This window comes from Rhodococcus sp. CH91, assembly GCF_022554085.1.
In the GTDB taxonomy this organism is placed as follows: Bacteria; Actinomycetota; Actinomycetes; order Mycobacteriales; family Mycobacteriaceae; genus Rhodococcus.
This window is the reverse complement of the sequence record NZ_JAKFYR010000004.1, coordinates 349,483-373,414: the sequence shown is the minus strand read 5'-3', so window position 1 is coordinate 373,414 and position 23,932 is coordinate 349,483. Positions and strand designations below refer to the sequence as shown.

The 23,932-nt window shown below is 68.8% G+C and carries 18 protein-coding genes; 11 read left to right on the top strand and 7 right to left on the bottom strand.

Annotated elements, in window-relative coordinates; translation table 11 throughout:
• Positions 1-3 precede the first annotated feature (3 nt).
• Positions 4-1,557: a dolichyl-phosphate-mannose--protein mannosyltransferase gene (locus MOM01_RS10945; protein ID WP_241385441.1), complete on the bottom strand. Its 1,554-nt coding sequence runs from the start codon at positions 1,555-1,557 to the stop codon at positions 4-6.
• 23 nt (positions 1,558-1,580) lie between these two features.
• Here MOM01_RS10945 and rsmI point away from each other — a divergent pair, with 23 nt between their 5' ends.
• From rsmI to MOM01_RS10930, 3 genes are all read left to right on the top strand, one after another.
• Positions 1,581-2,468: a 16S rRNA (cytidine(1402)-2'-O)-methyltransferase gene (rsmI, locus tag MOM01_RS10940; protein WP_241385440.1), complete on the top strand. Its 888-nt coding sequence runs from the start codon at positions 1,581-1,583 to the stop codon at positions 2,466-2,468.
• A gap of 145 nt (positions 2,469-2,613) precedes the next feature.
• Entirely contained in the window at positions 2,614-4,023 is a 1,410-nt protein-coding gene (locus MOM01_RS10935) for an alanine/glycine:cation symporter family protein (RefSeq protein ID WP_241385439.1), read from the top strand.
• A gap of 293 nt (positions 4,024-4,316) precedes the next feature.
• Positions 4,317-8,291 carry a WD40 repeat domain-containing protein gene (locus MOM01_RS10930; RefSeq protein ID WP_241385438.1) on the top strand — a complete coding sequence of 1,325 codons (3,975 nt, stop codon included), beginning with the start codon at positions 4,317-4,319 and terminating at the stop codon, positions 8,289-8,291.
• Here the strand turns inward: MOM01_RS10930 and MOM01_RS10925 are convergent.
• The 5 genes from MOM01_RS10925 to metG all read right to left on the bottom strand — a co-directional run bounded on the left by MOM01_RS10925 (position 8,255) and on the right by metG (position 14,461).
• Complete coding sequence (locus MOM01_RS10925) at positions 8,255-9,553, bottom strand: aminodeoxychorismate synthase component I (RefSeq protein ID WP_241385437.1); 1,299 nt, start codon at positions 9,551-9,553, stop codon at positions 8,255-8,257. The genes MOM01_RS10930 and MOM01_RS10925 overlap by 37 nt on opposite strands.
• Before the next feature lie 12 nt (positions 9,554-9,565).
• On the bottom strand, positions 9,566-10,447 hold the full coding sequence (locus MOM01_RS10920; protein ID WP_241385436.1) for an RNA polymerase sigma-70 factor: 882 nt from the start codon (positions 10,445-10,447) through the stop codon (positions 9,566-9,568).
• A complete protein-coding gene (locus MOM01_RS10915) occupies positions 10,444-11,595 on the bottom strand; it encodes an NAD(P)/FAD-dependent oxidoreductase (RefSeq protein ID WP_241385435.1) in 1,152 nt (383 codons plus the stop codon). Before MOM01_RS10915 ends, MOM01_RS10920 begins: the two co-directional genes overlap by 4 nt.
• A gap of 89 nt (positions 11,596-11,684) precedes the next feature.
• The gene (locus MOM01_RS10910; protein ID WP_241385434.1) at positions 11,685-12,824 is read right to left on the bottom strand and encodes a DUF2786 domain-containing protein; all 1,140 of its coding nucleotides are present in this window, start codon (positions 12,822-12,824) and stop codon (positions 11,685-11,687) included.
• Positions 12,825-12,904: 80 nt separating this feature from the next.
• Positions 12,905-14,461: a methionine--tRNA ligase gene (gene metG, locus MOM01_RS10905; RefSeq protein WP_241385433.1), complete on the bottom strand. Its 1,557-nt coding sequence runs from the start codon at positions 14,459-14,461 to the stop codon at positions 12,905-12,907.
• Between the two features lie 22 nt (positions 14,462-14,483).
• Here metG and MOM01_RS10900 point away from each other — a divergent pair, with 22 nt between their 5' ends.
• The 8 genes from MOM01_RS10900 to MOM01_RS10865 all read left to right on the top strand — a co-directional run bounded on the left by MOM01_RS10900 (position 14,484) and on the right by MOM01_RS10865 (position 22,699).
• Complete coding sequence (locus MOM01_RS10900; RefSeq protein ID WP_241385432.1) at positions 14,484-15,314, top strand: TatD family hydrolase; 831 nt, start codon at positions 14,484-14,486, stop codon at positions 15,312-15,314.
• A 40-nt stretch (positions 15,315-15,354) separates the two neighbouring features.
• Complete coding sequence (locus MOM01_RS10895) at positions 15,355-16,431, top strand: maleylacetate reductase (RefSeq protein ID WP_241385431.1); 1,077 nt, start codon at positions 15,355-15,357, stop codon at positions 16,429-16,431.
• A gap of 316 nt (positions 16,432-16,747) precedes the next feature.
• Positions 16,748-17,875: a transglycosylase family protein gene (locus tag MOM01_RS10890; RefSeq protein ID WP_241385430.1), complete on the top strand. Its 1,128-nt coding sequence runs from the start codon at positions 16,748-16,750 to the stop codon at positions 17,873-17,875.
• Between the two features lie 53 nt (positions 17,876-17,928).
• Positions 17,929-18,837 carry a 16S rRNA (adenine(1518)-N(6)/adenine(1519)-N(6))-dimethyltransferase RsmA gene (rsmA, locus tag MOM01_RS10885; RefSeq protein ID WP_241385429.1) on the top strand — a complete coding sequence of 303 codons (909 nt, stop codon included), beginning with the start codon at positions 17,929-17,931 and terminating at the stop codon, positions 18,835-18,837.
• Positions 18,838-19,063: 226 nt separating this feature from the next.
• On the top strand, positions 19,064-19,270 hold the full coding sequence (locus MOM01_RS10880; protein ID WP_006553820.1) for a cold-shock protein: 207 nt from the start codon (positions 19,064-19,066) through the stop codon (positions 19,268-19,270).
• A gap of 136 nt (positions 19,271-19,406) precedes the next feature.
• On the top strand, positions 19,407-20,342 hold the full coding sequence (locus MOM01_RS10875; protein WP_241385428.1) for a 4-(cytidine 5'-diphospho)-2-C-methyl-D-erythritol kinase: 936 nt from the start codon (positions 19,407-19,409) through the stop codon (positions 20,340-20,342).
• A 52-nt stretch (positions 20,343-20,394) separates the two neighbouring features.
• Positions 20,395-22,188, top strand: a complete 1,794-nt coding sequence (locus MOM01_RS10870; RefSeq protein ID WP_241385427.1) for an ABC-F family ATP-binding cassette domain-containing protein — start codon at positions 20,395-20,397, stop codon at positions 22,186-22,188.
• Positions 22,189-22,261: 73 nt separating this feature from the next.
• Complete coding sequence (locus tag MOM01_RS10865; RefSeq protein ID WP_241385426.1) at positions 22,262-22,699, top strand: DUF6069 family protein; 438 nt, start codon at positions 22,262-22,264, stop codon at positions 22,697-22,699.
• Positions 22,700-22,775: 76 nt separating this feature from the next.
• On the opposite strand, the gene MOM01_RS10860 is transcribed toward MOM01_RS10865, so the two are convergent.
• Entirely contained in the window at positions 22,776-23,930 is a 1,155-nt protein-coding gene (locus MOM01_RS10860; RefSeq protein ID WP_241385425.1) for an acyl-CoA dehydrogenase family protein, read from the bottom strand.
• Positions 23,931-23,932 lie beyond the last annotated feature (2 nt).

The following is a 23,932-nucleotide window of genomic DNA, read 5'->3' as shown; positions in this document are numbered from 1 at the left end:
CGGTCACCGCCAGCTCGGCAGCCACAACTGGTCGTTCCACTGCTCCGGGGTGATCGGCAGCGCTGTGAGGACCGGCCACAGCCACACGAAGTTCGCCACGACGAGGCCGACGTAGAGGCACACCACGAGCAGGCCGGTCGTGCGGCGCTCCCGCGAGGCATGCGGCGACCCGAGGATGTCGCCGAGCACGAGCGCAAGACCCATCACGAGGAAAGGCGCCATCGGCACCGCGTAGAAGTAGTACATCTGCCGGTCGAGGTTCGCGAACCACGGCAGGATCCCCGCGCCGTAGCCGGTGAGCACCGCGGCCCAGCGCCAGTCGCGGCGGACCAGTACCTGCCACAACCCCCACCCGAGGACGGGCAGCGACACCCACCACAGGGCCGGTGTCCCGATGAGCATGACGGCCTTGACGCACTGATCGGCGCCGCAGCCGCTGATCTGCTCGCCTTCGGCGAAGTAGTACAGCATCGGACGCAACCCCATGGGCCACGTCCACGGCTTCGACTCCCACGGATGCTGATTGCCCGCCGAATTCGTCAGGCCGGAGTGGAACTCGAGGACACTCGCGCTGTAGTACCACAGCGACCGCAGCGCGTCGGGGACGAAGGAGAACATCCCGTCGTGCCCGATGTGGGTGCCGACCGCGTGACGGTAGACGCCGGTCTCGCTCGCGAACCACGCCCAGTAGGTCGACAGATACACACCGATCGGCACCACGACGAGGGCGTACAGCGCCGGCCCGATGTCGCGCAGGGCCGTCCCCAGCCACGGTCGCTGCACCCCGTAGGCGCGTCGCGCCGCAAGGTCGAAGGCCACCGACATCAGGCCGAAGAAGGCGATGAAATACAGGCCCGACCACTTGGTGCCCACCGCCAGACCGAGCAGGACACCCGCCCCGAAACGCCACCAGCGCACACCGAATCGCGGGCCCCAGATGCTGTCGAACACCCGCCCCTCGGCGTGGACACGGGCCATCCGGGCGCGCACGTCGTCGCGGTCGACGATGAGGCAACCGAACGCCGCGACGACGAATACCGCCTGGAAGATGTCGAGCATGCCCAGGCGGGACGACACGAAGGTCACCCCGTCGACGACGAGCAACAGGCCCGCGAGGGCGCCGAGCATCGTCGACCGGGTCATCCGCCGGACGATGCGCACGACCAGCAACACCAGTACGACACCGGCCATCGCGGCCGAGAACCGCCAACCCCAGGCGTTGTACCCGAACAGCGCTTCCCCGAGCGCGATCATCTGCTTTCCGACGGGCGGATGCACGACGAGCCCGTAGCCCGGGTTGTCCTCGATCCATCCACCGGTGAGGACCTGCCAGCCCTGCGGTGCGTAATGCTTCTCGTCGAAGACCGGCGTCTTCGCGTCGGTGGGGTAGTTGAGCATCGTGAACCGCGTGATCGCGGCGAGAGCCGTGACGAAAGCCGTCACGATCCAGCCGCGCGCCCGGTCGCCGGGAAGTGGCTCGGGTCCGGGCACGAGCGGGCCGGGACCGATGAGGCGGCGGTCCGGGGCCTCCGAAGGGCTGCGGTCCGTCACGGTCACCTCCCGATCGTAGGCTGAGCCGTATGCAGGCAGCCAAATCGGTACAGGGCGCACAGCCGGGACAGGGCCGGCTCGTGCTGGCCGCAACGCCGATGGGCGACGTGGGTGACGCATCGGCGCGCCTCCGGGAAGCCCTCGGTACCGCCGACGTGATCGCCGCGGAGGACACCCGCCGGACCAAGGCGCTCGCCGCAGCGCTCGGCGTCGCCATCACCGGCCGCGTGGTCAGTTTCTACGACCAGGTGGAAGTGTCGAGGCTGCCGGGGCTGGTCACCGATATCGAGGAAGGACGCACGGTCCTGCTCGTGACCGATGCGGGCATGCCGTCGGTGAGCGATCCCGGCTACCGGCTGGTCGCCGCGTGCGTCGAGGCCGGATTATCGGTGACCTGCCTGCCCGGACCGTCCGCCGTCACCACCGCCCTGGCCCTGTCGGGTCTGCCCGTCGAGAGGTTCTGCTTCGACGGTTTCCCCCCGCGTAAGGGTGGCCAGCGACGCGCCTGGCTCTCCACTCTCGTCCACGAGCCCCGCGCCGTCGTCTTCTTCGAGGCCCCGCACCGGCTCGCGGCGTGTCTGGCCGACGCCGTCGACATGCTCGGTGGCGACCGTCGAGCAGCCGTGTGCCGGGAACTGACGAAGACCTACGAGGAGGTCCGGCGCGGGACCCTCGCCGAACTCGCCGAGTGGGCCGTCGAGGGCGTGCGCGGGGAGATCACCGTCGTGCTCGAAGGTGCGGTCGCAGTCGCCGCAGACCCTGTCGATCTCGTCGACGAGGTCGAGCGGATGGTCGCGGACGGGATGCGTCTGAAGGACGCCTGCGCTTCCGTCGCCGAGTCGGCGACGAGGTCGTCCGGTGCCGCGGTGTCGAAACGAGAACTGTACGACGCGGTGCTCGACGCACGTCGCGCCTGAGAAAGCCGCATTCCGGACCTGCGGCGGGGTCGGGCGACACCCCGTGCCACGGAAGCCTAGACTCTGCCGGGTCCCGGGCACAGATGCTGCCGATACCGATCGGTCGGTTGCTGCCGGTGGCATTCGATCGATCAGGAGGACGCCGATGGGTTCGGTCAACGATTTCCTCGTCGAAGTGGCGGGGGTGGTGTGGGGTCCCTACATGCTCATCCCATTGCTGCTGGGTACGGGCCTGGTGCTCACCATCCGGTTGCGGGGTGTGCAGTTCCGGAAGCTGTGGCCCGCGCTGCGGCTCGGTCTGATCACCCGCAACGACGCGGGCGCCACCGAAGGCGACATCTCCCAGTACCAGGCGTTGACCACCGCACTGGCCGCGACCGTCGGCGTGGGCAACATCGCCGGTGTTGCCACGGCCATCTACTTCGGTGGTCCCGGTGCGCTGTTCTGGATGTGGATCACCGGTCTGGTCGGTATGGCCAGCAAGTACGCCGAAGCGTTCCTCGGCGTGAAGTACCGCACCACCGACGCCAAGGGCGAGCAGAGCGGTGGTCCGCAGTACTACCTCGCTCGCGCCATCCCCAACCGGTTCGGCCTGGTCCTGAGCCTGATGTTCGCGGTCTTCGCCGTCCTCGCCAGTTTCGGTATCGGCAACATGACCCAGGCCAACACCGTCGCCACGCAGCTCGACGGCACCTTCGGTGTGCCGACCTGGGTCAGCGGCGCGATCATGACGGTACTGGCCGCGGCGGTCCTGCTCGGCGGCATCAAGTCCATCGGCAAGGTCACCGCGAGTTTCGTGCCCGCCATGATCCTGCTGTACGTCGGGGCCGGCACTCTCGTCCTCGCCCTGAACATCGGTGAGGTTCCGGGAGCGTTCGCCCTCGTCTTCTCCGACGCCTTCACCGGCACCGCCGCGACCGGCGGTTTCATCGGCTCGGTCTTCATGATCGCTCTGCGGTACGGCGTCGCCCGCGGCATCTTCTCGAACGAGTCGGGTATGGGCAGCGCCGCGATCGCCGCTGCGGCCGCGCGGACCACCCATCCCGTCCGCCAGGGGCTCGTGTCGATGACCCAGACGTTCATCGACACGATCATCGTGGTCACCTTCACCGGCCTGGTCATCATCACCACCGGTGCCTGGAAGTCGGGCGAGCAGGGCGCGACGATGACGTCGACGGCATTCTCCGACGGTCTCGGCGGAGAGTGGGGCAGCTGGATCGTTGCCGTCTCCGTCGTGTTCTTCGCGTTCTCGACGATCCTCGGCTGGTCCTACTACGGCGAGCGCTGCGTCGAGCGGCTCGTCGGCCGTCGCGGTGTGGTGCCCTACCGCGCGATCTTCGTGGTGGTCGTGTTCATCGGCGCCACCACCCAGCTCGAAGTGGTGTGGAATTTCTCCGACGTGATGAACGGCCTCATGGCATTGCCGAACCTGATCGGTCTGCTGGTGCTGTCGGGTCTGATCGCGCGGGAGACGAAGGCCTATCTCGACCGCGATCCGTACCTGTTGGGAGCGCCTGTCGCTACCGACGATCCGGACTCGGGCGTGGTGAAGTAGCCGGGACCCTCGGATACGCGAAAGGGCTCCGCGATGCGGAGCCCGGGAGGAGAGCGGAGCATGCCTCCACGCCGACCCGGAACTACCCCTCGTCAGTCCCTATCGGCGTGGAGGCCCCCGCCCCACGCTGCAAGGTCGAACCTTGCGTGGTCCCCACTTTTCCGTGCCACGCCGGGAGACGAAAAATACCGATCGGCGCGGAACCGGTATCATCCCTGCTCAGGCGTGGTGAGGAATTTTTCCGCAGCGGATGTTTTCGTGTGGGGAACGGGAGTGTGAGGGGCGCGGAACGGATGGGAGACCAAGGCGGAAAGCCTGCGTCGACGCAGCGGCAGTTCTTCGCCGACCAGCTTCGGATGCTGTTCGCCGCAGCCGGGCGACCCGCCCTCAAGAAGGTCGTCTCGGAAGCCACGGCCATCGCCCGGACGGTCGGCAGCGACCGGACGGTCTCCGTCCAGCGGGTGAGCGACTGGCGCAGCGGTACCCGGCTGCCGGCGAACTTCGAGTCCGTCCATCCGGTGCTCGTCGTCCTGATCCGTGCCGCGCGGAATCTCAACGCCGAGCCGCCCACCCCCGGCCTGTACTCCCTCAAACAGTGGGAGAACTGGTGGAGGGCCGCACGGGGTCAGACGAACAGCGCTCCGCGCACCGAGAAGACGGTCGTCTCCGTACCGCCCGGGATCCGCCCCTACAAGGGCCTCGCGTCGTACCGCCAGAGCGATGCCCGCCTGTTCTTCGGCCGGACCCAGAGCGTGCGCAGCCTCGTCGACGTGGTGACCGCCTCCCACGGTCAGGGGCCGGTCGTCGTCACGGGTGCGTCCGGCGTCGGAAAGTCCTCGCTCGTGCAGGCCGGGCTGATTCCCCAGCTGTGTGCCGGAACGGACTGCCACCCGGTGGTCCTCACCCCGGGCGCGGACCCCGTCGCGCGGCTCGTCGACGCTCTTCCCGAACTCGCCGAGATCGAGCGCGCCACCGATCACGACGCGGTGCACGCAGCCCTGCGGGCCGGCTGCGCGCGGACGGGATCGTCCCTGCTCGTCATCGTGGTCGACCAGATCGAGGAACTGTTCACCCACTGCACCGATCCTGTCCGCCGCGCCGAGTTCCTCACTCTCCTCGAGGCCGCCTCGACCGGCGGTGACGGTGATGCTCCCGCGCTCGTCGTGGCGACGATGCGTTCGGACTTCTACGACCGGGCGGTGGCCTGCCCCGTCCTCGCCCGGGCACTGGAAAGGCGGACCAAGACGGTCCAGCCGCTCGACCGCGACGATCTCGTCGAGGTGATCACGGCCCCCGCCAAACTCGTGGGTCTGCGACTCGAATCGGGCCTCGTCGACCTGATCCTCCACGACCTGACCGGTCTCGCACACGGGGAGATCAGCGGAACCGAACTTCCCCTGCTCTCGCATCTGCTCGACTCGCTGTGGGACAAGCGCAGCGGTGGAGCGCTGACGGTCGCCGCGTACCGCGCGACCGGTGGTGTACGCGGATCCGTCGCCGCGAGCGCCGAACGGGCCTGGGAGAGCCTCGCCGACGACGCCGACCGCGCCTGCGCGCGGGCCATGCTCGTCCACCTGGTGTACGTCACCGCGACCGGCACGGATGTGAAGATCGCCCGGTCGCTGACCGAACTGCTCGCCGTCGGAGGCGAGGATCGTGCGACGGCGAGTCGTGTGCTCGACCACTTCGTCTCGGCCCGGGTCCTCGTGGTCGACGCGGGGAGTGTCGAACTCATCCACGACGCGGTGATCGACGCCTGGCCCCGGCTCAAGTCGTGGATCCAGCAGGACCGCGCCGGCGCCGCGTTGCGGCAGCAGATCGAGGCCGACGCGCTGACCTGGTTGGAATCGGGGCGGAACAGGGAACTGCTCTACCAGCGCGGACGCATGGATGTCGTGGCCGAGCAGAATCCGAACCTGGTCTCGGCTCTGGTCTCCGGCGATCGGCGCGGGCCCGTGGCACTGAGTCCCACCGCGGTGGCCTTCCTCGATGCCTCCCAGCGGCAGATCGCCCGTCAGACGAGAGTGCGACACGTCGCCATCGCCACACTCGCCCTGTCCACGATCATCGCGTTCGTCACGACAGGTCTGGCATGGGACGCCAAGAGCCGGGCCGAGACGGAACGAGGCGCGGCGCAGTTCCAGCAGATCGTCGCGTTGTCCGATTCGCTCCGGGACGACGACCCCACCACCTCGGCGCATCTGGCACTCGCCGCCGCCGAACTCCGGCCGGACAGCCCGGTGGCGTACTCCCGGCTCATCGCCAGCCAGGCCGTCCCGCTCGCCTACACGCTGACCGGACACAGTGGTCCGGTCTACGGAGTGGTGGTCTCGCCCGACGGTTCGACCCTCGCTTCCGCCAGCGACGACGGCACGGTGCGCCTGTGGTCGCTCGAAGGTGACGAACCGGTCGCGGTGGGAGAACCACTCGGGTTGTCATCGAAGTACATGGCCTCGGTGTCGTTCAGCCCGGACGGGCGGTTCCTCGCGATCGGTGCAGGTGACGGCGGGGTCTGGATCTACGACGTCGCCGATCGTGCCGCTCCGCGCGTGGTGCTCGACCGGCAGGTCTACGCCGATGGCGCCGTACACAACGTGCGGTACTCACCGACGGGCCGCGTTCTCGCCGTTCCCTACGACGACGGACAGGTCGCGCTCGTGGATACGGCGGATCCCGCGTCGGGGCAGTTCCCGGCCACCTTGATCGGTGGGCACGGAGGCGGCGTGAGGACGGCGGCCTTCGGCCCTGGCGGTCAGGTGCTCGCCACGTCCAGCGACGACCGCACCGTCCGGCTGTGGGACGTCGCCACGCCCTCGAAACCGGTGCCGCTCGGTGAACCCCTCGGAGGATTCGGGGACGTCGCACATTCGGTGAGCTTCAACGGGGACGGAACGATCCTCGCGGCGAGCAGCGACGACGGCATGCTGCACCTGTTCGACACCACCGATCCGCGTGCCGCCCGGCGGCTGGGGGTACCGAAGAACGCCCATACCGGCGGTGTCTGGAACATCTCGTTCCTGCCCGACGGCCGCACACTGGCGAGCGCGTCGTGGGACGGCACCGCGAAACTGTGGGATGTCGACCCCGCCGTGCGCACGCTCGAGGAGATCGGCCCGCCGCTCACCGGTCACGGCGGTGGCGTACCGACCCTCGCGGTGAGCCCGGCAGGGGACACGCTCGTCACCGGGGGACAGGATGCCAACGTCCGCGTGTGGACCATGCCGCAGACCCGGATCGCGGTCGCGGATGCCGCGCTGACCCGTCCGGCGATCGACCGCGCCGGCTCCCTGGTCGCGACCGGCAGTTACGGCCCGGATGTCGCGCTGTGGCGTGTCGGCGCCGGCGGGGAGTGGAGTCGCGCGGGTGGCATCGCCCTGCCCCGCCCGCTCGGAGGGGCGTACATCTGTGCGCTGTCACCCTCGGGGACGATCCTGGCCACGGCGCCGACCTCCGGCGGCAGTGTGCAGTTGTGGGACGTGCGCGACCCGTCGACCCCGCGTCCCTTCGGTGATCCGGTCCGGATCGGCACCCGCTTCACCTCGGCGGTGGCGTTCGGACCCGACGGCACGACCCTCGTGACCGGATCGGACGACTTCTCCGTGCAGTTGTGGGACATCGCGGATCCGGCGGAGCCCGTGCCCTGGGGAGAGCCGCTGACCGGCCCGAAGAATCTCGTGCGCAGTGCCGCGATCAGCCCCGACGGCCGCAGCCTGGTGGTCACGAGCGCCGACAGCGAGATCTACGCGTGGGACGTCACCGATCCCCGCATGCCGCGGCGCGTGAACGTCACCGAGGGGCACACCACCGGCGTCAACGGCGCCGCTTTCGGCGGGGGAAGCGATGTCCTGGTCACCGGGGGCGACGATCATCAGGTGGTGGTCTGGGATCGCGACGAGTCCGGTAACTTCGCCGCCCGCGAGCAACGATTGAGCGGCCACAGCGGGACGGTCTACTCGGTGGCGATCACGCCCGACGGCACGCGCGCGGTCAGCGGCAGCGACGACGGGACGATCCGGTTGTGGGACGTGAGCGACCCGGACGGGATGTACGAGATCGGCGGTCCGGTCACCGACATCGGAAGGGGAAGATGGCAGGTGGCCTTCACCCCCGAGGGCACGATCGTCGGAGGCGGTGGCGACGGGGTGCTCCGCACGTGGGGGCTCGACGCGGACGACGTCGTCGCGCGGATCTGCCGGTCCACCTCGGTGCAGCTTCCGGACGTGCTCGACCGCTACGAGTTGCCGACACCCGCGCGCGAGGTGTGCTGAGCGGCGGTGACGCCCGCCGTGTCGCCCAGCGCGAGAATGCTCGCGGCCTTGTCGAGGCATTCCTGCCATTCGGCATCGGGATCGGAATCGATCGTGATGCCCCCGCCGACCCCGAGTCCGCACACTCCGCCGCCGGCATCGTTGTATCCGAACTCGACCGTGCGGATCGCGACGTTCAGTTCGGTGCCCGCGAGCGGGCTCGTCATGCCCACGGTTCCGCAGTAGACGCCGCGCGGGGCGCCTTCCCAGCGGGTGAGCAGTTCGCGAGCGCGGATCTTCGGGCATCCCGTCACCGAGGCCGGCGGAAAGGCCGCATCGAGGACGTCCGCGATCGTCGCACCGGGCTGCCGGGTGGCCGCGACGGTGGACACCAGATGCCACACTCCCGGAGCGGGCCGGACCGTGAGCAACTCCTCGACCCTCACGGAACCGGTCTCGGCGACCCGTCCGAGATCGTTGCGGACGAGATCCACGATCATCACGTTCTCCGCCACATCCTTGACCGAGGCCCGTAGTGCAGCGGGGTCGGCGGCGAGGGGGAGCGTGCCCTTGATGGGGCTCGAGCGCAGCGTGTCGCCGTCGAGGGAGACGAACAGTTCGGGCGACAGGGAGGCCACCGCGCCCCAGGAGCCCTGCAGGTAGGCGGCCCGTGCCGGAGCCGTCCGCGCGACTCCTTCTGCGAAGAACGCGAGCGGATCTCCGTCCCACCGTCCGGTGAAGCGGGTACACACGCATGCCTGGTAGACCTCACCGGCGCGGATCGCGTCGAGGCATCGTTCGACGCCGCGGCGGTGCTCGTCGCGGTGCGGTCGTATCCAGTCGATGTGCCAGCCCGAGTCCGTCGTCTTCGCGTCGAGGACTGCCGCGGCGAGATCGTCGGGGCAGGGCGCGGCACCGAGGGTCTCGTACCACCAGCAGCCGTCGGCATCGAGACGCAGGACGGTGTCGGTCCACCCACCGGCTGCCAGCGGGAGAGCGGGGCGTTCGGGGATGCGGTCCGGGTAGGCGAGGTAGCCGATGCGCCCGCCTCCGATACGGGGACGGCCGGCATCGCCGCATTCGGCGGCACCCGGAGGGAGGGAGAAGACCTCCTCCGGCGGAACGGATTCCACGGACACGGAGGGGACGAGCACGGCTGCGGCACCGAACCACTCACCCGTCAGCGCCGCGGGAGGGGGAATCTTCAGGATTCCGGCGCGTTCTGCCAGTGCACCGAGAACGCGATCGGGGGTGCCGCCGCGGCCGAGTCGTTCCATCCGCATGGCGTCAGCTTGTCATGCCTGATCGGGGTGGCCCGGACGAGCCCCGAGATGGGCGAGCTTGTCCGGATTCCGCACCACGTAGACGCCGGTGACCACGCCGTCGTCGATCTCGAAGTGCGCCACCAGATCAAGCACTCCACCCGAGTAGACCAGCACCCCGGGCATCGAGTTCACTGCTGCGCTCTCGAGCGTCATCTCCGGAAGTGGACGCCGCACCAGCCCCAGGAAGAGCCGGGCGACCTTCGCGGAACCGATGACCGGAACCCGGGCCGCGCCCACCTTGCCTCCTCCGTCGGCGAGATAGAGCACATCGGGAGCGAGGAGACCCAGCAGTCCGTCGAGATCGCCGGTGGCGGCGGCGGTGACGAACGCGGCGACCACCCGGTCCGCCTCGCCCCCGGCCGGTGTGAACCTGCGGTGCCGGGCGCGGACGTGGTCGCGGGCCCGGTGCGCGATCTGCCGGACGGTGCCTTCGGTGCGGTCGACGGCCGCCGCGATGCGTTCGTAGTCGAATCCGAACACCTCCCGCATCACGAAGACGGCACGCTCGACCGGCGTCAACGTCTCCAGCACGAGCAGCATCGCGGTGGACAGTGAGTCCGCGAGTTCGATGTCGTGCGCGGCGTCGGGAGAGGTGAGGATCTGTTCGGGCAACCAGGGCCCCACATAGTCCTCGCGCCGGCGCTGTGCCGAACGCAGCGAGTTCAGCGCCTGACGCGTGACGATCTGCGCCGCGTAGGCGCGCGGGTTGTCCACGGAATCGGTATCGGCGCGTGCCCAGCGGAGGAAACTCTCCTGCAAAACGTCTTCGCTGTCGGCGACGCTGCCGGTGATCTCGTAGGCGATCGAGAACAACAAGCCCCGATGCTCGGTGAAGACGTCGTCGCCGGTCATGCGAGAACGTCGTCTCGTGCGGGAGCGTCCGGCCCCCGCCGGGCCGGGAACGCGAGGCCACGCGCCTGAAGTTGCATGGTGCGGATGGTTCCACGGACGACGGCCTCCTTCACCGGGGCCGCGAGCCGGCCGCGGACGGCCCACTTCGACGGTGTGTCGTCGCGGGCGGAGAACTGGACCACCCCACGATCCCGCCCCAGCGAGATGCAGCGGGAGACGAAGCCGAGCGACAGCGGTTCCGGTTCGTGCCCCTGGAGGAGATTCCACACCGTGTCGGCGCCGTGCGCGCCGAGCGGTAGCGCGGCCTGGCAGCTCATGCGCACGTGGTCGTTGTCCTCGACCGTCACCGCGTCGCCCACTCCGACGAGCGACGTGCCGTCGGCCGCCTGGAGTGTGCGGCGCACCCGCAGGCGACCGTCGGCGTCCACCGGCAGTCCGCTGCGCCGGGCCAGGTCGGGGACGGAGAAGCCTGCCGTCCGGATCGCGAGTGCCGCGGGCACCTCGCTGCCGTCGTCGAGTCGCACCGAGTGGTCGTCGATGCGCGTGACCCGCGCTCCCGCGCGGACCCGGACGCCCAGGTCATCGAGTCTGCGACGGATGTACCGCCGGGTGCCGGGGGGAAGTTCCGCGCCCGGATCACCCACCAGCAGAAGGGAGTGCCGCGGATGCGCCTGGGCGAGTTCGGTGACGGTCTCGAGCCCGGTGAGACCACCGCCGATCACGACGACGGGTGTGCCGTCGTTCGCAGCCAGGAGCGCCTCGCGCAAGACCGTGGCCGATTCGAGGTCGGACACGGAGAAGGCTCTCTCGTCGCCGGCGATCGTGCCCGATGCCGACGTGCTGCCCACCGCATAGACGACTGCGTCGCACTGCAGTGTCGTTCCGTCGGTGAGCGAGACGGAGTTCGGCTCGATCCCGACCACCGAGTCCACGAGCAGGATCGCTCTCGGGTGGAGGAGGTCGGAGAGATCGTGCGTGGCCGTCCCGGAACCTGCGGCCACCTGGTGGAGCCGAACGCGCTCGACGAACACCCGCCGGGGATTGACCACCGTGACCGCTACCTCGGGATGTTCCGCGAGCAACCGGTTCGCGGTCATCACCCCTGCGTAGCCTGCTCCCACCACGACCACGTGGAACTGTGTTGCCATCGCTGTGCCCTTCGCTGCCGGAGTTGTGTCGCTGATGGGACACCGCTCGCGGTGTTTCTGTGACAGCTCCGGATGTGATGCCGGTCGCATCACCGGTCGACCGGGCGCGCTTCCGGTGCCAGCGAAGCGGTTTCTGCCGCATCGCGACCGGCGTGGAAGCCGTCCGCGTCGACGCCGCGGGTGCGCGAGTCGCGCGTGACGGGAAACAACCGCCGGAATTCGGAATCGACGGCGTCGGAGCGTCGGGCGAGGATCGGTGCGAGCGAGGTGATCGGTATCCGGGCGTCGGCTGCGGCCTCCGCGGTGGCCCGGATGTCGGCCTCGCGGAGGCGCTCACCGATCCGGTGGGCGTAACCGGTGAGAAAGGCGCGGCGGAAGGTGGCCGCCGATGCCCCTCGTCGCCCGGCGGTTCCGGCCGCCTGCACGGCCCGGCCCGCCTGCACCAGCAGCGAGGAGAACAGCAGCGTGGTCTGGTGCAGGTCGGTTGCGGTGCCGACCGCCGTCGCGATCTGCAGGCGCGTGAACCACACGGTCCGTACGCGGTTCGCGTCGCCGATGGCGGTCAGCAGAAGGACCTTCTCCCGGATGTACGGCCCGTCGAGTCGGATGCGGCGGCCGACGACGGCATCGGTGCCGGAGCCGCGATCGGCGAGCAGCGCGGCGCCCACCGCGTGCCGGGTGACGAGCTCCTGGGCTTTCGCGGTGAGCGCTTCCGCTTCGTCGGGGAAGTTCGTCGATTCGGCCTTCGACAGCAACGCCCTGATGCGATCGAGGATCCGGGGGTCGTGCGCCGGCGGCCGGTGCGTGTCGGCGGAGCGCACCGACGGCCAGCGCGAGGGTGGCGGAGCGAGGATCGCGACCGTCGGCAGGTACTTCCACGTGAAGGCGAGGCCCTCGATGTCGAAGCGCGTGACCCCGGGGCAGGCGCCGCGGAGGCCGTCGGCGAGCGCAGGTGCCCCGGCCGCGTGGGCGGGCCGGGGATGGCGAGCGCTGATCTCGTCGATCTGCTGCGCCCAGTCTGCGGGGGCTCGTTCGGCCGCGCGGCCGAGTCGTGCGTCGAACAGCACCGCGGTGGCCGCGAGCGCGACATCCAGCGCGGCACCGGAACGTCCCGCGACGTGCAGGACATCTGCCGGCTGCCATCCCCGCTCGTAGGCAGCGCGCAGTTCGGCGAGCAGGACGTGTTCGCTCAGGCTGCCGGCTCGAACGTATGTTCTATCGTTCCGCATGTGCCGAAGTGTGGCGCAGGGTACCGACAGGTTTGTTCTGTGACGGAGAACTCCCAGGTGAGCGCTCCGCCGCTCGTCGATCAGTCCTCGTCGACGTACCGCGGGAAGACCGGCGCGGGTGCGGGCAGCTGCGTTCCCGGAGCCAGACGGGTCCCCACGGCGTCGAACTGCCGGCTGCCGGGCTCCTGGCCGAGCAGGTCGAGGATGCGGGTCGCTGCGTCGGGCATGACCGGCTGGACGAGCAGCCCCACGATCCGCACGACCTCGAGAGTGACGTACAGGACCGTCGCCATGCGCTCGGGGTCGGTCTTGCGCAGTACCCACGGCTGCTGAGCGGAGAAGTAGCGGTTCGTCTCCCCGAGCACGTGCCAGATCGCTTCGAGACCGAGGTGCAGTGACTGCACGTCGAACTCCGCACGAACCTTGTCGAGCAGGGCGTCGGCCTGGGCGAGGAGCGCCTCGTCGTCGGCGGTGAAGTCGCCCGGCGTCGGAACGGTGCCCTCGAGGTTCTTCGCGACCATCGTCAGCGAACGCTGGGCGAGGTTGCCGAGATCGTTGGCCAGATCGGCGTTGATGCGGGTGACGATCGCCTCGTGGCTGTAGCTGCCGTCCTGGCCGTAGGAGATCTCGCGGAGCAGGAAGAACCGCAGCTGATCGAGACCGTATCGCTCGACCATCTCGAGCGGGTCGACGACGTTGCCGACCGACTTCGACATCTTCTCGCCCTTGTTGAACAGGAAGCCGTGCACGAACACCCGCCGGGGCAGTTCGAGGCCGGCCGACATGAGGAAGGCCGGCCAGTAGACGGTGTGGAAGCGCGTGATGTCCTTGCCGATGATGTGCAGGTCGGCGGGCCAGTACTTGCGGTAGGACTCCGAGTCGGTATCGGGGAAGCCGGCGCCGGTGAGGTAGTTGGTCAGGGCGTCCACCCAGACGTACATCACGTGATCGGGGTGATCGGGAACCGGGACACCCCAGTCGAAGGTCGTGCGCGAGATCGACAGGTCCTTCAGGCCACCGGAGACGAAGCTGACGATCTCGTTGCGGCGGGTGGACGGTGCGATGAAACCGGGCTGCTCTTCGTACAGCTTCAGCAGCTTGTCCTGGTAGGCGGACAGCCGGAAGAAGTAGGTCGATTCCTCCGTCCATTCCACCGGGGTACCGGTGTCGGTGGAGATCCGCGATCCGTCCTCCTGCACGGTGGTCTCGGCGTCGGTGTAGAAGGCCTCGTCCCGGACCGAGTACCACCCCGAGTAGGTGTCGAGATAGATGTCGCCCGCATCGACCATGCGCTGCCAGATCGCCTTGCTCGCCTCGAGGTGATCGGCATCGGTGGTGCGGATGAACCGGTCGTACGAGATGTTCAGCGCCTTGTCCATGGCCTCGAACACGTCCGAGTTGCGGGACGCGAGTTCGGTGACCGGGATTCCTTCCTTCGCGGCGGTCTGCTGCATCTTCAGACCGTGCTCGTCGGTGCCGGTCAGGAAGCGCACGTCGAAGCCGTCGAGCCGCTTGAACCGGGCGATCGCGTCGGTCGAGATGTACTCGTAGGCGTGCCCGATGTGCGGGGCGCCGTTCGGGTACGCGATCGCGGTGGTGACGTAGAACGGCGGGCGGGAGGAATCAGGCGCAGTCATGGTGGCCAGTAGTTTATAGGGCGTGAGTGCAGCCCGCCCCGCCCCCGAACCTCCGCAGCCGCTGACGCCGCTCGTCGACGCCCACACGCACCTCGACGCGTGCGGTGCCGAGGACGCCGAAACGACCGCTGCGATCGTCGATCGTGCCGCCGCGGTGGGGGTCGGACGCATCGTCACCGTGGCCGACGATCTCGAGGCGGCCCGCTTCGCGGTTCGTGCCGCGCACTGGGACGAACGCGTGTACGCGGCGGTCGCGATCCACCCCACCCGCGCGAATGCTCTCGACGACGCGACGCGAGCCGAGATCGAACGCCTCGCCGCGGACCCGCGCTGTGTCGCGGTCGGGGAGACCGGCCTCGATCTCTACTGGCCGGGCAAGCTCGAGGGCTGCGCCGACCCTTCCGAGCAGGAGGAGGGTTTCCGCTGGCACATCGATCTCGCCAAGCGGCTCGGCAAGCCCCTGATGATCCACAACCGCGAGGCCGACGCCGACCTGCTGCGTGTCCTGCACGACGAGGGTGCGCCCGAGCGCGTGATCTTCCACTGCTTCTCGTCCGACGCCGAGATGGCCCGTCGGTGCGTGGACGCGGGATACCTGCTGAGCTTCTCGGGCACCGTGAGTTTCCGGAACGCGAAGGCGCTGCGGGAGGCGGCTCCGCTGGTACCCCGCGATCTGGTGCTCGTCGAGACCGATGCTCCGTATCTGACACCGCATCCCTATCGGGGCGCGCCCAACGAGTCGTACTGCCTGCCGTACACGGTGCGTGCGCTCGCGGAGGTGCGGGGTGAGGACGCCGACGAACTGGCCGCCGTCACCACCGCGAACGCGGAACGGGTGTACGGACTTTCGTGAAGCGCGCCCCTATCGGCGCGGGTCTCGTGAGAATACGGGCATGCGTTCCTTCGTCCACCACTCGCAACCGGCACGTGTGATCTTCGGGCCGGGGACCGCGTCGAGGGTCGCGGACGAGGTGCGCCGTCTCGGCCGGTCGAGGGTTCTCCTGCTCGCGGGCGAGCATGTCCGGTCGCAGGCAGAACTGGTCGAGAACGCACTCGGGGCGCTGCAGGTCGCGCGGTTCGACGGCGCGGTCGCGCACACGCCGGTCGCGGTCACCGAGAAGGTGCTCGGCTACGTCACCGAGCAGGACGTCGATGTCGTCGTCGCGGTCGGCGGCGGATCGACGACGGGACTGGCGAAGGCGCTCGCGGTCCGTACCGGGATCGATCAGGTGATTCTGCCGACGACCTATGCGGGCTCGGAGGTCACGCCCGTCCTCGGTGAGACGGTGGACGGGGTGAAGACGACCCGTTCGTCGCCCGAGATCCTTCCGGAGACCGTGATCTACGACGTGGCGTTCACCACCACGATGCCGATTCCGATGGCGGTGACCAGTGCGATCAACGCGATGGCGCACGCGGTCGAGGCGCTCTACTCCGAACACACGAACCCGCTCGTCGACGCGCTCGCGCTCGAAGCGATCGCTGCGACGGCGCGGGGTCTGCCGGCGCTCGGGGCGGACCTCGCGGATCCGGAGGGACGCTCGGATCTGCTGCTCGCCGCATGGCTGGCCGGTACGTGCCTGGCTTCGGCGGGAATGGGTCTGCACCACAAGTTGTGCCATGTGCTGGGCGGCACCTTCGAGCTCCCGCACGCGGCCACGCACACCGTCCTCCTGCCGCACGTCCTCGCATACAACGCACCGTCGGTGCCGCACGTCATGGTGCGGATCGCGCAGGCGCTGGGTACCGACACGGCGCCTGCGGGTGTCTACGATCTCGTCGCTGCCGCGGGCGGGCCGTCCGCTCTCGAGGAGCTGGGGATGGCCGGGTCGGATCTGGACGAGGCGGCGCGACTGGCCACGGCCGAGGCCTACCCGAATCCGCGCGAAGTGACCCGGGGTGGGGTGCGGCGGTTGCTGGGAGAGGCGTTCGCAGGCACGCGCCCGGAACCGGCACATCTGCTCGGTTGACCCCCACCCGTGCCCTGTCGGCCGGGAAGTCGGCGATGCGGTATGGGACACAGCACAGATTTCGGCAGTCTTCGGTCACAGAGGGCAATGCCCGTAACGAATGTCCGATTCACGCGGTTCTCAAATTATCGAATATTTCCCCGTCATGGCCTTTCGGGCATTCCTAATTGGTCCGGTAATACTACGAAATAGTTCTCCGCAGGGCCGTGATCTGAGCGAAATCAAGATCATCCCAGTTGGCGAGCATGAAGTTGCGATATGAATTTCGCTTCGTTACCGTGCTGTGATCATCATCCTCGTCTGTCTGGAATAAATCGTGTCCCCTTTCACCAAGATCAATCGTGTCAAATCGCCGGTGTTCTACTCGGTGGTCGCCGCCATGTTCGTCACCCTCGGCGCGGGCGGCGCCACGGCTGTGGTTCAGCACAAGGACGTGGTCCTCGACGTCGACGGTGAGCAGCGTGCCTTCGGCACCATGAACTCCACTGTCGGCGACATCCTCGCCGCCGCCGGCTACACGATCGACGAGAACGACGTCGTGGCTCCGGCCGTCGATTCCTCGGTCTCGGACGGCGACACGATCGTGCTCCGGCAGGCCCGGGAGGTGCGGCTCACCGTCGACGGCGAGGAACGCTCGGTGTGGACCACCGCGCTGACCGTCGACGAGGCACTCGACCAGCTCCGGCTCGCGGACGACGTATACGTCTCCGCCTCCCGTTCGCAGCGCCTTCCGCTCGAGGGCGCCGATCTCGAGGTCGTCAACCCCCGGACCGTGCGCTTCGCCGACAACGGTGCGCCCGCGACCGAGGTGCGGATCGCGGCAATCACGGTCGCCGAATTCCTCGAAGCCCAGGGCGTCGAGCTCGAGCAGGCCGACACCGTCACTCCGGCCCTGGACGCGCGCCTCGAGGAGGGTGTGGAGGTGGTGGTCACCCGCGACCGGATCGAGCCGCGTACCGAGACCCATCCGATCGCGCCGCCGGAGCACCGGGTGGACGATCCGAACCTCTTCCAGGGCGAGAGCGCCCTCGGCGACCCCGGTGCTCCGGGAGAGCGTTCGGTCACCTTCGACGTCCGTACCGTCAACGGTGTCGAGGTCGGGCGCACCGAGACCGCGTCGGCGGTGCTCGCCGAGCCGCGGCCTGTGGTCGTGCGTGTCGGTACCAAGGCGAAGCCCGCCGTGCCCGCCTCGAGCCGGGCCTCCACCTGGGACGCGCTCGCGCAGTGCGAGGCGACCGGCAACTGGGCGATCAACACCGGCAACGGCTTCTACGGCGGCCTGCAGTTCACGCAGCAGACATGGGCCGGTTTCGGCGGCACCCAGTACGCGCCGCGCGCCGACCTCGCCACTCGTGAGCAGCAGATCGCCGTCGCGGAGAAGGTCCAGGCCGTTCAGGGCTGGGGGGCGTGGCCGTCCTGCACCAGCAAGCTCGGTCTGCGCTGACCACCCCGGGTGTGCACGGCGTGACGTGCCGACGAGTGCGCTAGGTTCACTTCGTGTCAGCAGACGATCCCGAAACCACTCCGAGGGCCACCCCGGCTTCTCCGCGCGGCCTCGCCGCGCTGCTCGGACCCGCCGAGGTCCGGGCACTCGCGGAGGAGTTCGGGGTGCGCCCGACGAAGCAGCTCGGCCAGAACTTCGTGCACGACGCGAACACGGTGCGCCGCATCGTCCAGGTGGCCGGAGTCGGCGCCGACGACATCGTGCTCGAGGTGGGGCCCGGTCTCGGTTCTCTCACCCTGGCGCTGCTCGACGTGGTCGATCGCGTCGTGGCGGTCGAGCTGGATCCTGTTCTCGCGCAGCGTATTCCTCAGACAGTGCAGGAGCGCGCACCGGAGCTCGCGGACCGTTTCGACGTCGTGCACATGGATGCGATGAAGGTGCTGCCGAAAGATCTCCCGGCAGCGCCGACCGCGTTGGTGGCGAACCTGCCCTACAACGTGGCCGTGCCGGTGCTGCTACATCTCTTCTCTGAATTCCCCACGCTCCGAACGGCTCTCGTGATGGTCCAGGCCGAGGTCGCGGATCGCCTCGCGGCCGAGCCCGGTGGCAAGATCTACGGCGTGCCCAGCGTGAAGGCCCGCTTCTTCGGCGACGTCCGGAGGGCGGGAGCCGTGGGGCGCGCAGTGTTCTGGCCGGTCCCGCAGGTGGAATCCGGTCTCGTGCGTGTCGACCGCTACGCCGAACCGCCGTGGCCCACCGATGCGGCCACGCGTGCCCGGGTCTTCGCGGTCGTGGACGCGGCCTTCGCGCAACGCCGTAAGACCTTGCGTGCAGCCCTCAGCGGATGGGCGGGCTCGCCGGCGGAGGCGGAGAGACGCCTGCTCGCGGCCGGTATCGAACCGTCGACGCGTGGGGAGAAGCTCGACGCCGCAGCCTTCGTGCGACTGGCATCGGTGGAGTGATCCCGGTCACTGCCTCTGGCGGTCGGCGGTCTCGTGTGGTTAAGTAGTTCTCGGTCGTTAGGTAGTGTGTTCGTGGTTTACCCCTCGCACATTTCTGGTTGCGAGCGGATGCGATAGCCACGATGGAATCGTTTCAGCCGTGTAGTGACAGACCCGGGAGTCGAAACCGTCTCCCGACGAGACAGAACGTCTATATCCGTTCTGCCTGCAAGTGAAGGACAGCAACATGGCTGAAGGTACTGTGAAGTGGTTCAACGGCGAAAAGGGCTTCGGCTTCATCGCTCCGTCGGACGGCTCCGCTGACGTGTTCGTGCACTTCTCCGAGATCCAGGGCCGCGGCTTCCGCACCCTCGAGGAGAACCAGCGCGTGAGCTTCGAGATCGGCCAGGGCCAGAAGGGCCCGCAGGCCACCGGCGTCAACGTCATCGGCTGACACCCAGAATCTCCGGAACGGGCCGGCACCCTCAGGGTGCCGGCCCGTTCCGTATGTCGCCGAAGGCCTCGTGCTCGCTCGTGACCCCCACGTCGCGTGTGAGCCGTTCGGGCACACGCGAGTAAGCTCTGTTCTCGTGCTTTCCGTCGTTCCGACCCCCGTGACAGTACGGGCCCCGTCGAAGGTCAACCTGCATCTGGCGGTCGGAGACCTTCGTCCCGACGGCTACCACGACCTGCACACGGTCTTCCAGGCTCTGTCCCTGTACGACGAGGTCTCGGTGGTCCCGGCGGACACTCTCGGCGTCCAGGTGCGCGGCATCGGTGCCGACACGGTGCCCACCGACTCCACCAACCTCGCGTGGCGCGCCGCCGAGCTGATGGCGGAACGGGCGGCGCGTACGCCCGACGTGGCCATCACCATCGACAAGGGCATCCCTGTCGCCGGCGGGATGGCCGGCGGCAGCGCCGATGCCGCCGCGACCCTCGTCGCACTGGATGCCCTCTGGAGGATCGGGGCGTCGCGGGAGGACCTCGCAGATCTCGCCGCTCAGCTCGGGAGCGACGTGCCGTTCTGCTTGCACGGCGGAACGGCCATCGGAACCGGGCGGGGGGAGCAGCTCGTCCCGGTCCTCACCCGGGGCACCTTCCACTGGGTGCTCGCCCTGGCGAAAGGCGGCCTGTCGACTCCCGTGGTCTTCCGCGAGCTCGACCGCCTGCGTGCCGAGGGGGAACCGCACCGCATCGGGGATGCCGACGCGGTCCTGTCCGCCCTCGGTTCCGGTGATCCCCACGAACTCGCACCGCTGCTCGGCAACGACCTGCAGGCCGCGGCCCTGTCGCTCGATCCCATGCTGCGCCGCACACTCCGGGCCGGAATCGAAGCCGGAGCTCTCGCAGGAATCGTCTCCGGCTCCGGGCCGACCTGTGCGTTCCTCGTCGAGGATCAGCACGCCGCCGTCACGGTGAGTGCCGAGCTGGCAGGAGCGGGGGTGTGCCGCACGGTGCGGGTCGCGTCCGGTCCGGTCTCCGGCGCCCGTGTCGTCGGCGACGCCGATCCCGCACATCACTGATCCCCGTGCTCCCGCAGTACATCCCCGCAATTCTCGGAAGGCGTTGCTCCACGTGGCGAATCTGATCAACCTGGAACAGGTCTCGAAGTCCTTCGGCGTCAAGCCGCTGCTCGACTCGGTGTCCCTCGGCGTGAACGAGGGGGAGCGGATCGGTGTCGTCGGCCTCAACGGCGGTGGCAAGACGACGATGCTCGAGGTGCTCGCCGGGATCGAGGAGCCCGATTCGGGCCGGGTGAGCCGCGTCGGCGGTCTGCGGATGGCTGTGGTGACGCAGCGCGGTGTCCTGCCGGAGGGCTCGACGATCGGGGAGGTCGTGCTCGGCCCTCTCGGGGTGGCCGAACACGAATGGGCGGGTGATGCCCGCATCCGCTCGGTGCTGACCGGAATCGGTATCGACAAACTCGGTCTCGACGCGGTCGTCGACGGTCTGTCCGGTGGTGAGCGCCGCAGGGTCGCCCTCGCCGCGGCGCTCGTCCGCGATCTCGATCTGCTGGTTCTCGACGAGCCCACCAACCATCTCGACGTCGAAGGCGTGCAGTGGCTCGCCGAGCACCTGGTGTCGCGCCGCAACGCGCTCGTCGTCGTCACCCACGACCGCTGGTTCCTCGACACCGTCGCGACTCGTACCTGGGAAGTCGTGGGTGGTCGGGTCGAGAGCTACGAGGGTGGCTACAACGACTGGATCTTCGCGCGGGCCGAACGCGCCCGGCAGGCCGACGCGATGGAGGAGCGGCGCCGCAATCTCGCGCGCAAGGAACTGGCGTGGCTGCGCCGCGGTGCTCCGGCCCGAACGTCGAAGCCGAAGTACCGGATCGAGGCCGCCGAGGCGCTGATCGCGAACGTGCCGCCGCCGCGCGATTCGGTGGCGCTGGCCTCGTTCGCGAAGCGGCGCCTGGGCCGTATCGTGATCGAACTCGAGGACGCGACCCTCACCGCCCCGGACGGACGCGAACTCGTCCGCGATCTCACCTGGCGTCTCGGTCCGGGCGAGCGGATCGGTCTCGTCGGTGTGAACGGCTCGGGTAAGACGACCCTGCTGCGCACGCTCGCGGGTGAACTCGAACCGGCGCAGGGACGCCGTGTCCAGGGTGCGACCGTCGAGATCGGCTGGCTCCGGCAGGAACTCGACGATCTTCCGACCGACATGCGGGTGCTCGAGGCCGTCAAGGATGTGGCCGAGCGGATCACGCTGGGCGACAAGGAGATCTCCGCCGGTCAGCTCGCCGAACGGCTCGGATTCACCCCCGCCAGGCAGCGCACCCCCGTGGGCGACCTGTCCGGTGGCGAACGCCGTCGTCTGCAGCTGACCCGCGTGCTCATGGCCGAGCCCAACGTGCTGCTCCTCGACGAGCCCACCAACGACCTCGACATCGACACCCTCCAGCAGCTCGAGGACCTGCTCGACGGCTGGGCCGGAACCCTGGTCGTGATCAGCCACGATCGGTATCTCGTCGAACGTATCTGTGATTCGACGTGGGCTCTGTTCGGCGACGGCAAGCTCACGAATCTGCCCGGTGGCATCGAGGAGTATCTGCGCCGGCGAGCCGCGATGGGCGACGGGGACGTGCCGTCCGTGGCGTCGACCGTAGCCAGGTCCGCTGATGCCGAAGAGCAGCCGAAGAAGCGCGACGGCGCCGCCGAACGGGCTGCGCGCAAGGAACTGTCCCGCCTCGAGCGTCTCGTCGCGAAGCTGACCGAGAAGGAGGAGAAGCTGCACCACGGACTCGCGGAGGCGGCCACCGATCCCGAGAGGCTGCAGAAACTCGATGCGCAGCTGCGCGAGGTGGTCGCCGAGAAGGAAGCCGCCGAGGAGCAGTGGATGGAGCTCGCCGAAGATCTGGACTGAATTCTCTTGACCTCGAGCCGACTCGAGGTCGGACGATGGGCGTCGTCAGTAGGAACGTCCGTCAGGAGGATCCATGTCCGTCACCGAAACATCCCGAACCTCTGCGCTTCTCCCGCGCTCCCGGCCGGCCCGGTCGGCGATCGTGGTCGTCGCGGCCGTCGTGGTGGCACTCGTGACCAATCTCGTGCTGTGGGCGGTCGGTCTCGCCGCGGGTGGCTCGTTCGAGCACACCGATGCCGGCCGAACGGTGAGTTCGGCGCCCGGCGGCGTCGTGCTCATGACCGTGCTTCCGCTCACGGTGGGTCTCGCGCTCGCAGCGGTGCTGACCCTGTGGTGGAACGGCTTCGCCCGGATCGCGCAGGTCGTCGGGGCGCTGCTGCCCCTCGCGACGATCCAGGGCACGATCACCGCGGATTTCGACACGCCGAGCACCGTCGCGCTGGTACTGATGCACGTGGTGATCGCCGTCGTGGTGGTCGTGGCACTCGACATGCTGCGCCGACACGACTGAGAGCGGCGAAGGGGAGGAGATGTGCGAATTTCCCTGTGGGAATGCACATTTCCTCCCCTTCGCTGACGAAGGCGACCTACAGGCCGAGCAGCTTGCCGATGATCTCGTTCATGATCTCGTTGGTGCCGCCGCCGATGCCGAGAACGCGGGCGTCACGGAAGTGGCGCTCGACCTCGCTCTCGCGCATCAGGCCGATGCCACCCGCGAGCTGCACGGCTTCCATGACGGCATGATCGCAGACCTTGACGGCGTTGTTCTTCGCCATCGAGGTTTCGAGCAGCATGCCCTCACCGTTGACCCACCGCTCGGCGACGGAGCGGCAGAACGTCTTCGCCGCGGTGATCTCGGTGGCGAGTTCGGCAAGCCGATGACGCACGACCTGGCGCTTCGACAACGGCCGGCCCATCGTCTCGCGGGACTTGACCCACTCGACAGTCAGATCGAAACTGCGCTGCGCGGTGGCGACGGCCTGGAACGCGAGCGACAGCCGCTCGCCCTGGAACTGCTGGGCGATCTGCGCGAACGCCGAGTTCTCGGCGCCGACGAGGTTGGTGACCGGCACCCGCACGTCGTCGTAGAACAACTCCGCGGTGTCCGAACACAGCCAGCCCATCTTGTCGAGCTTGCGGGAGACCGTGAATCCGGGTGTGTCCGTGGGGACGACGACGAGGGAGATACCTCCGGCACCGGCGTCGCCCGTGCGCACCGCGGTGGTCACGAAGTCGGCACGGGTCCCCGAGGTGATGTAGAGCTTCGCGCCGTTGATGACGTAGTCGTCGCCCTCGCGGCGCGCGGTGGTCCGGATGTTCGCGACGTCGGATCCGCCGCTCGGTTCGGAGATCGCGAGCGAGCCGATCATCCGGCCCTCGAGTGCCGGTCGCGCGAAACGCTCGATGAGATCGGCGTTGCCGGACGCGACGATGTGCGGGGTCGCGATGCCGTGGCTGAACAGCGCCGAGATCAGCCCCGAGGAGCCGCCCGCGAGGATGATCTCCTCGAGGATCGCGAGCATGTCGAGCGCGGTGCCGCCCGAGCCGCCGTGTTCCTCGGCGACCGAGGCGCCGAGCAGACCTGCATCGGCGGCCTTGCGGTGGAGTTCGCGAGGGATCTCACCGGCGCGTTCCCACTCGTCGAGGTGGGGGACGATCTCCTTGCGGGTGAAATCGGCCGCGAGCCGACGCAGTGCCTTCTGCTCGTCGGTGTCCCAGCGGATCACTTCGGTGGTGGTCACGA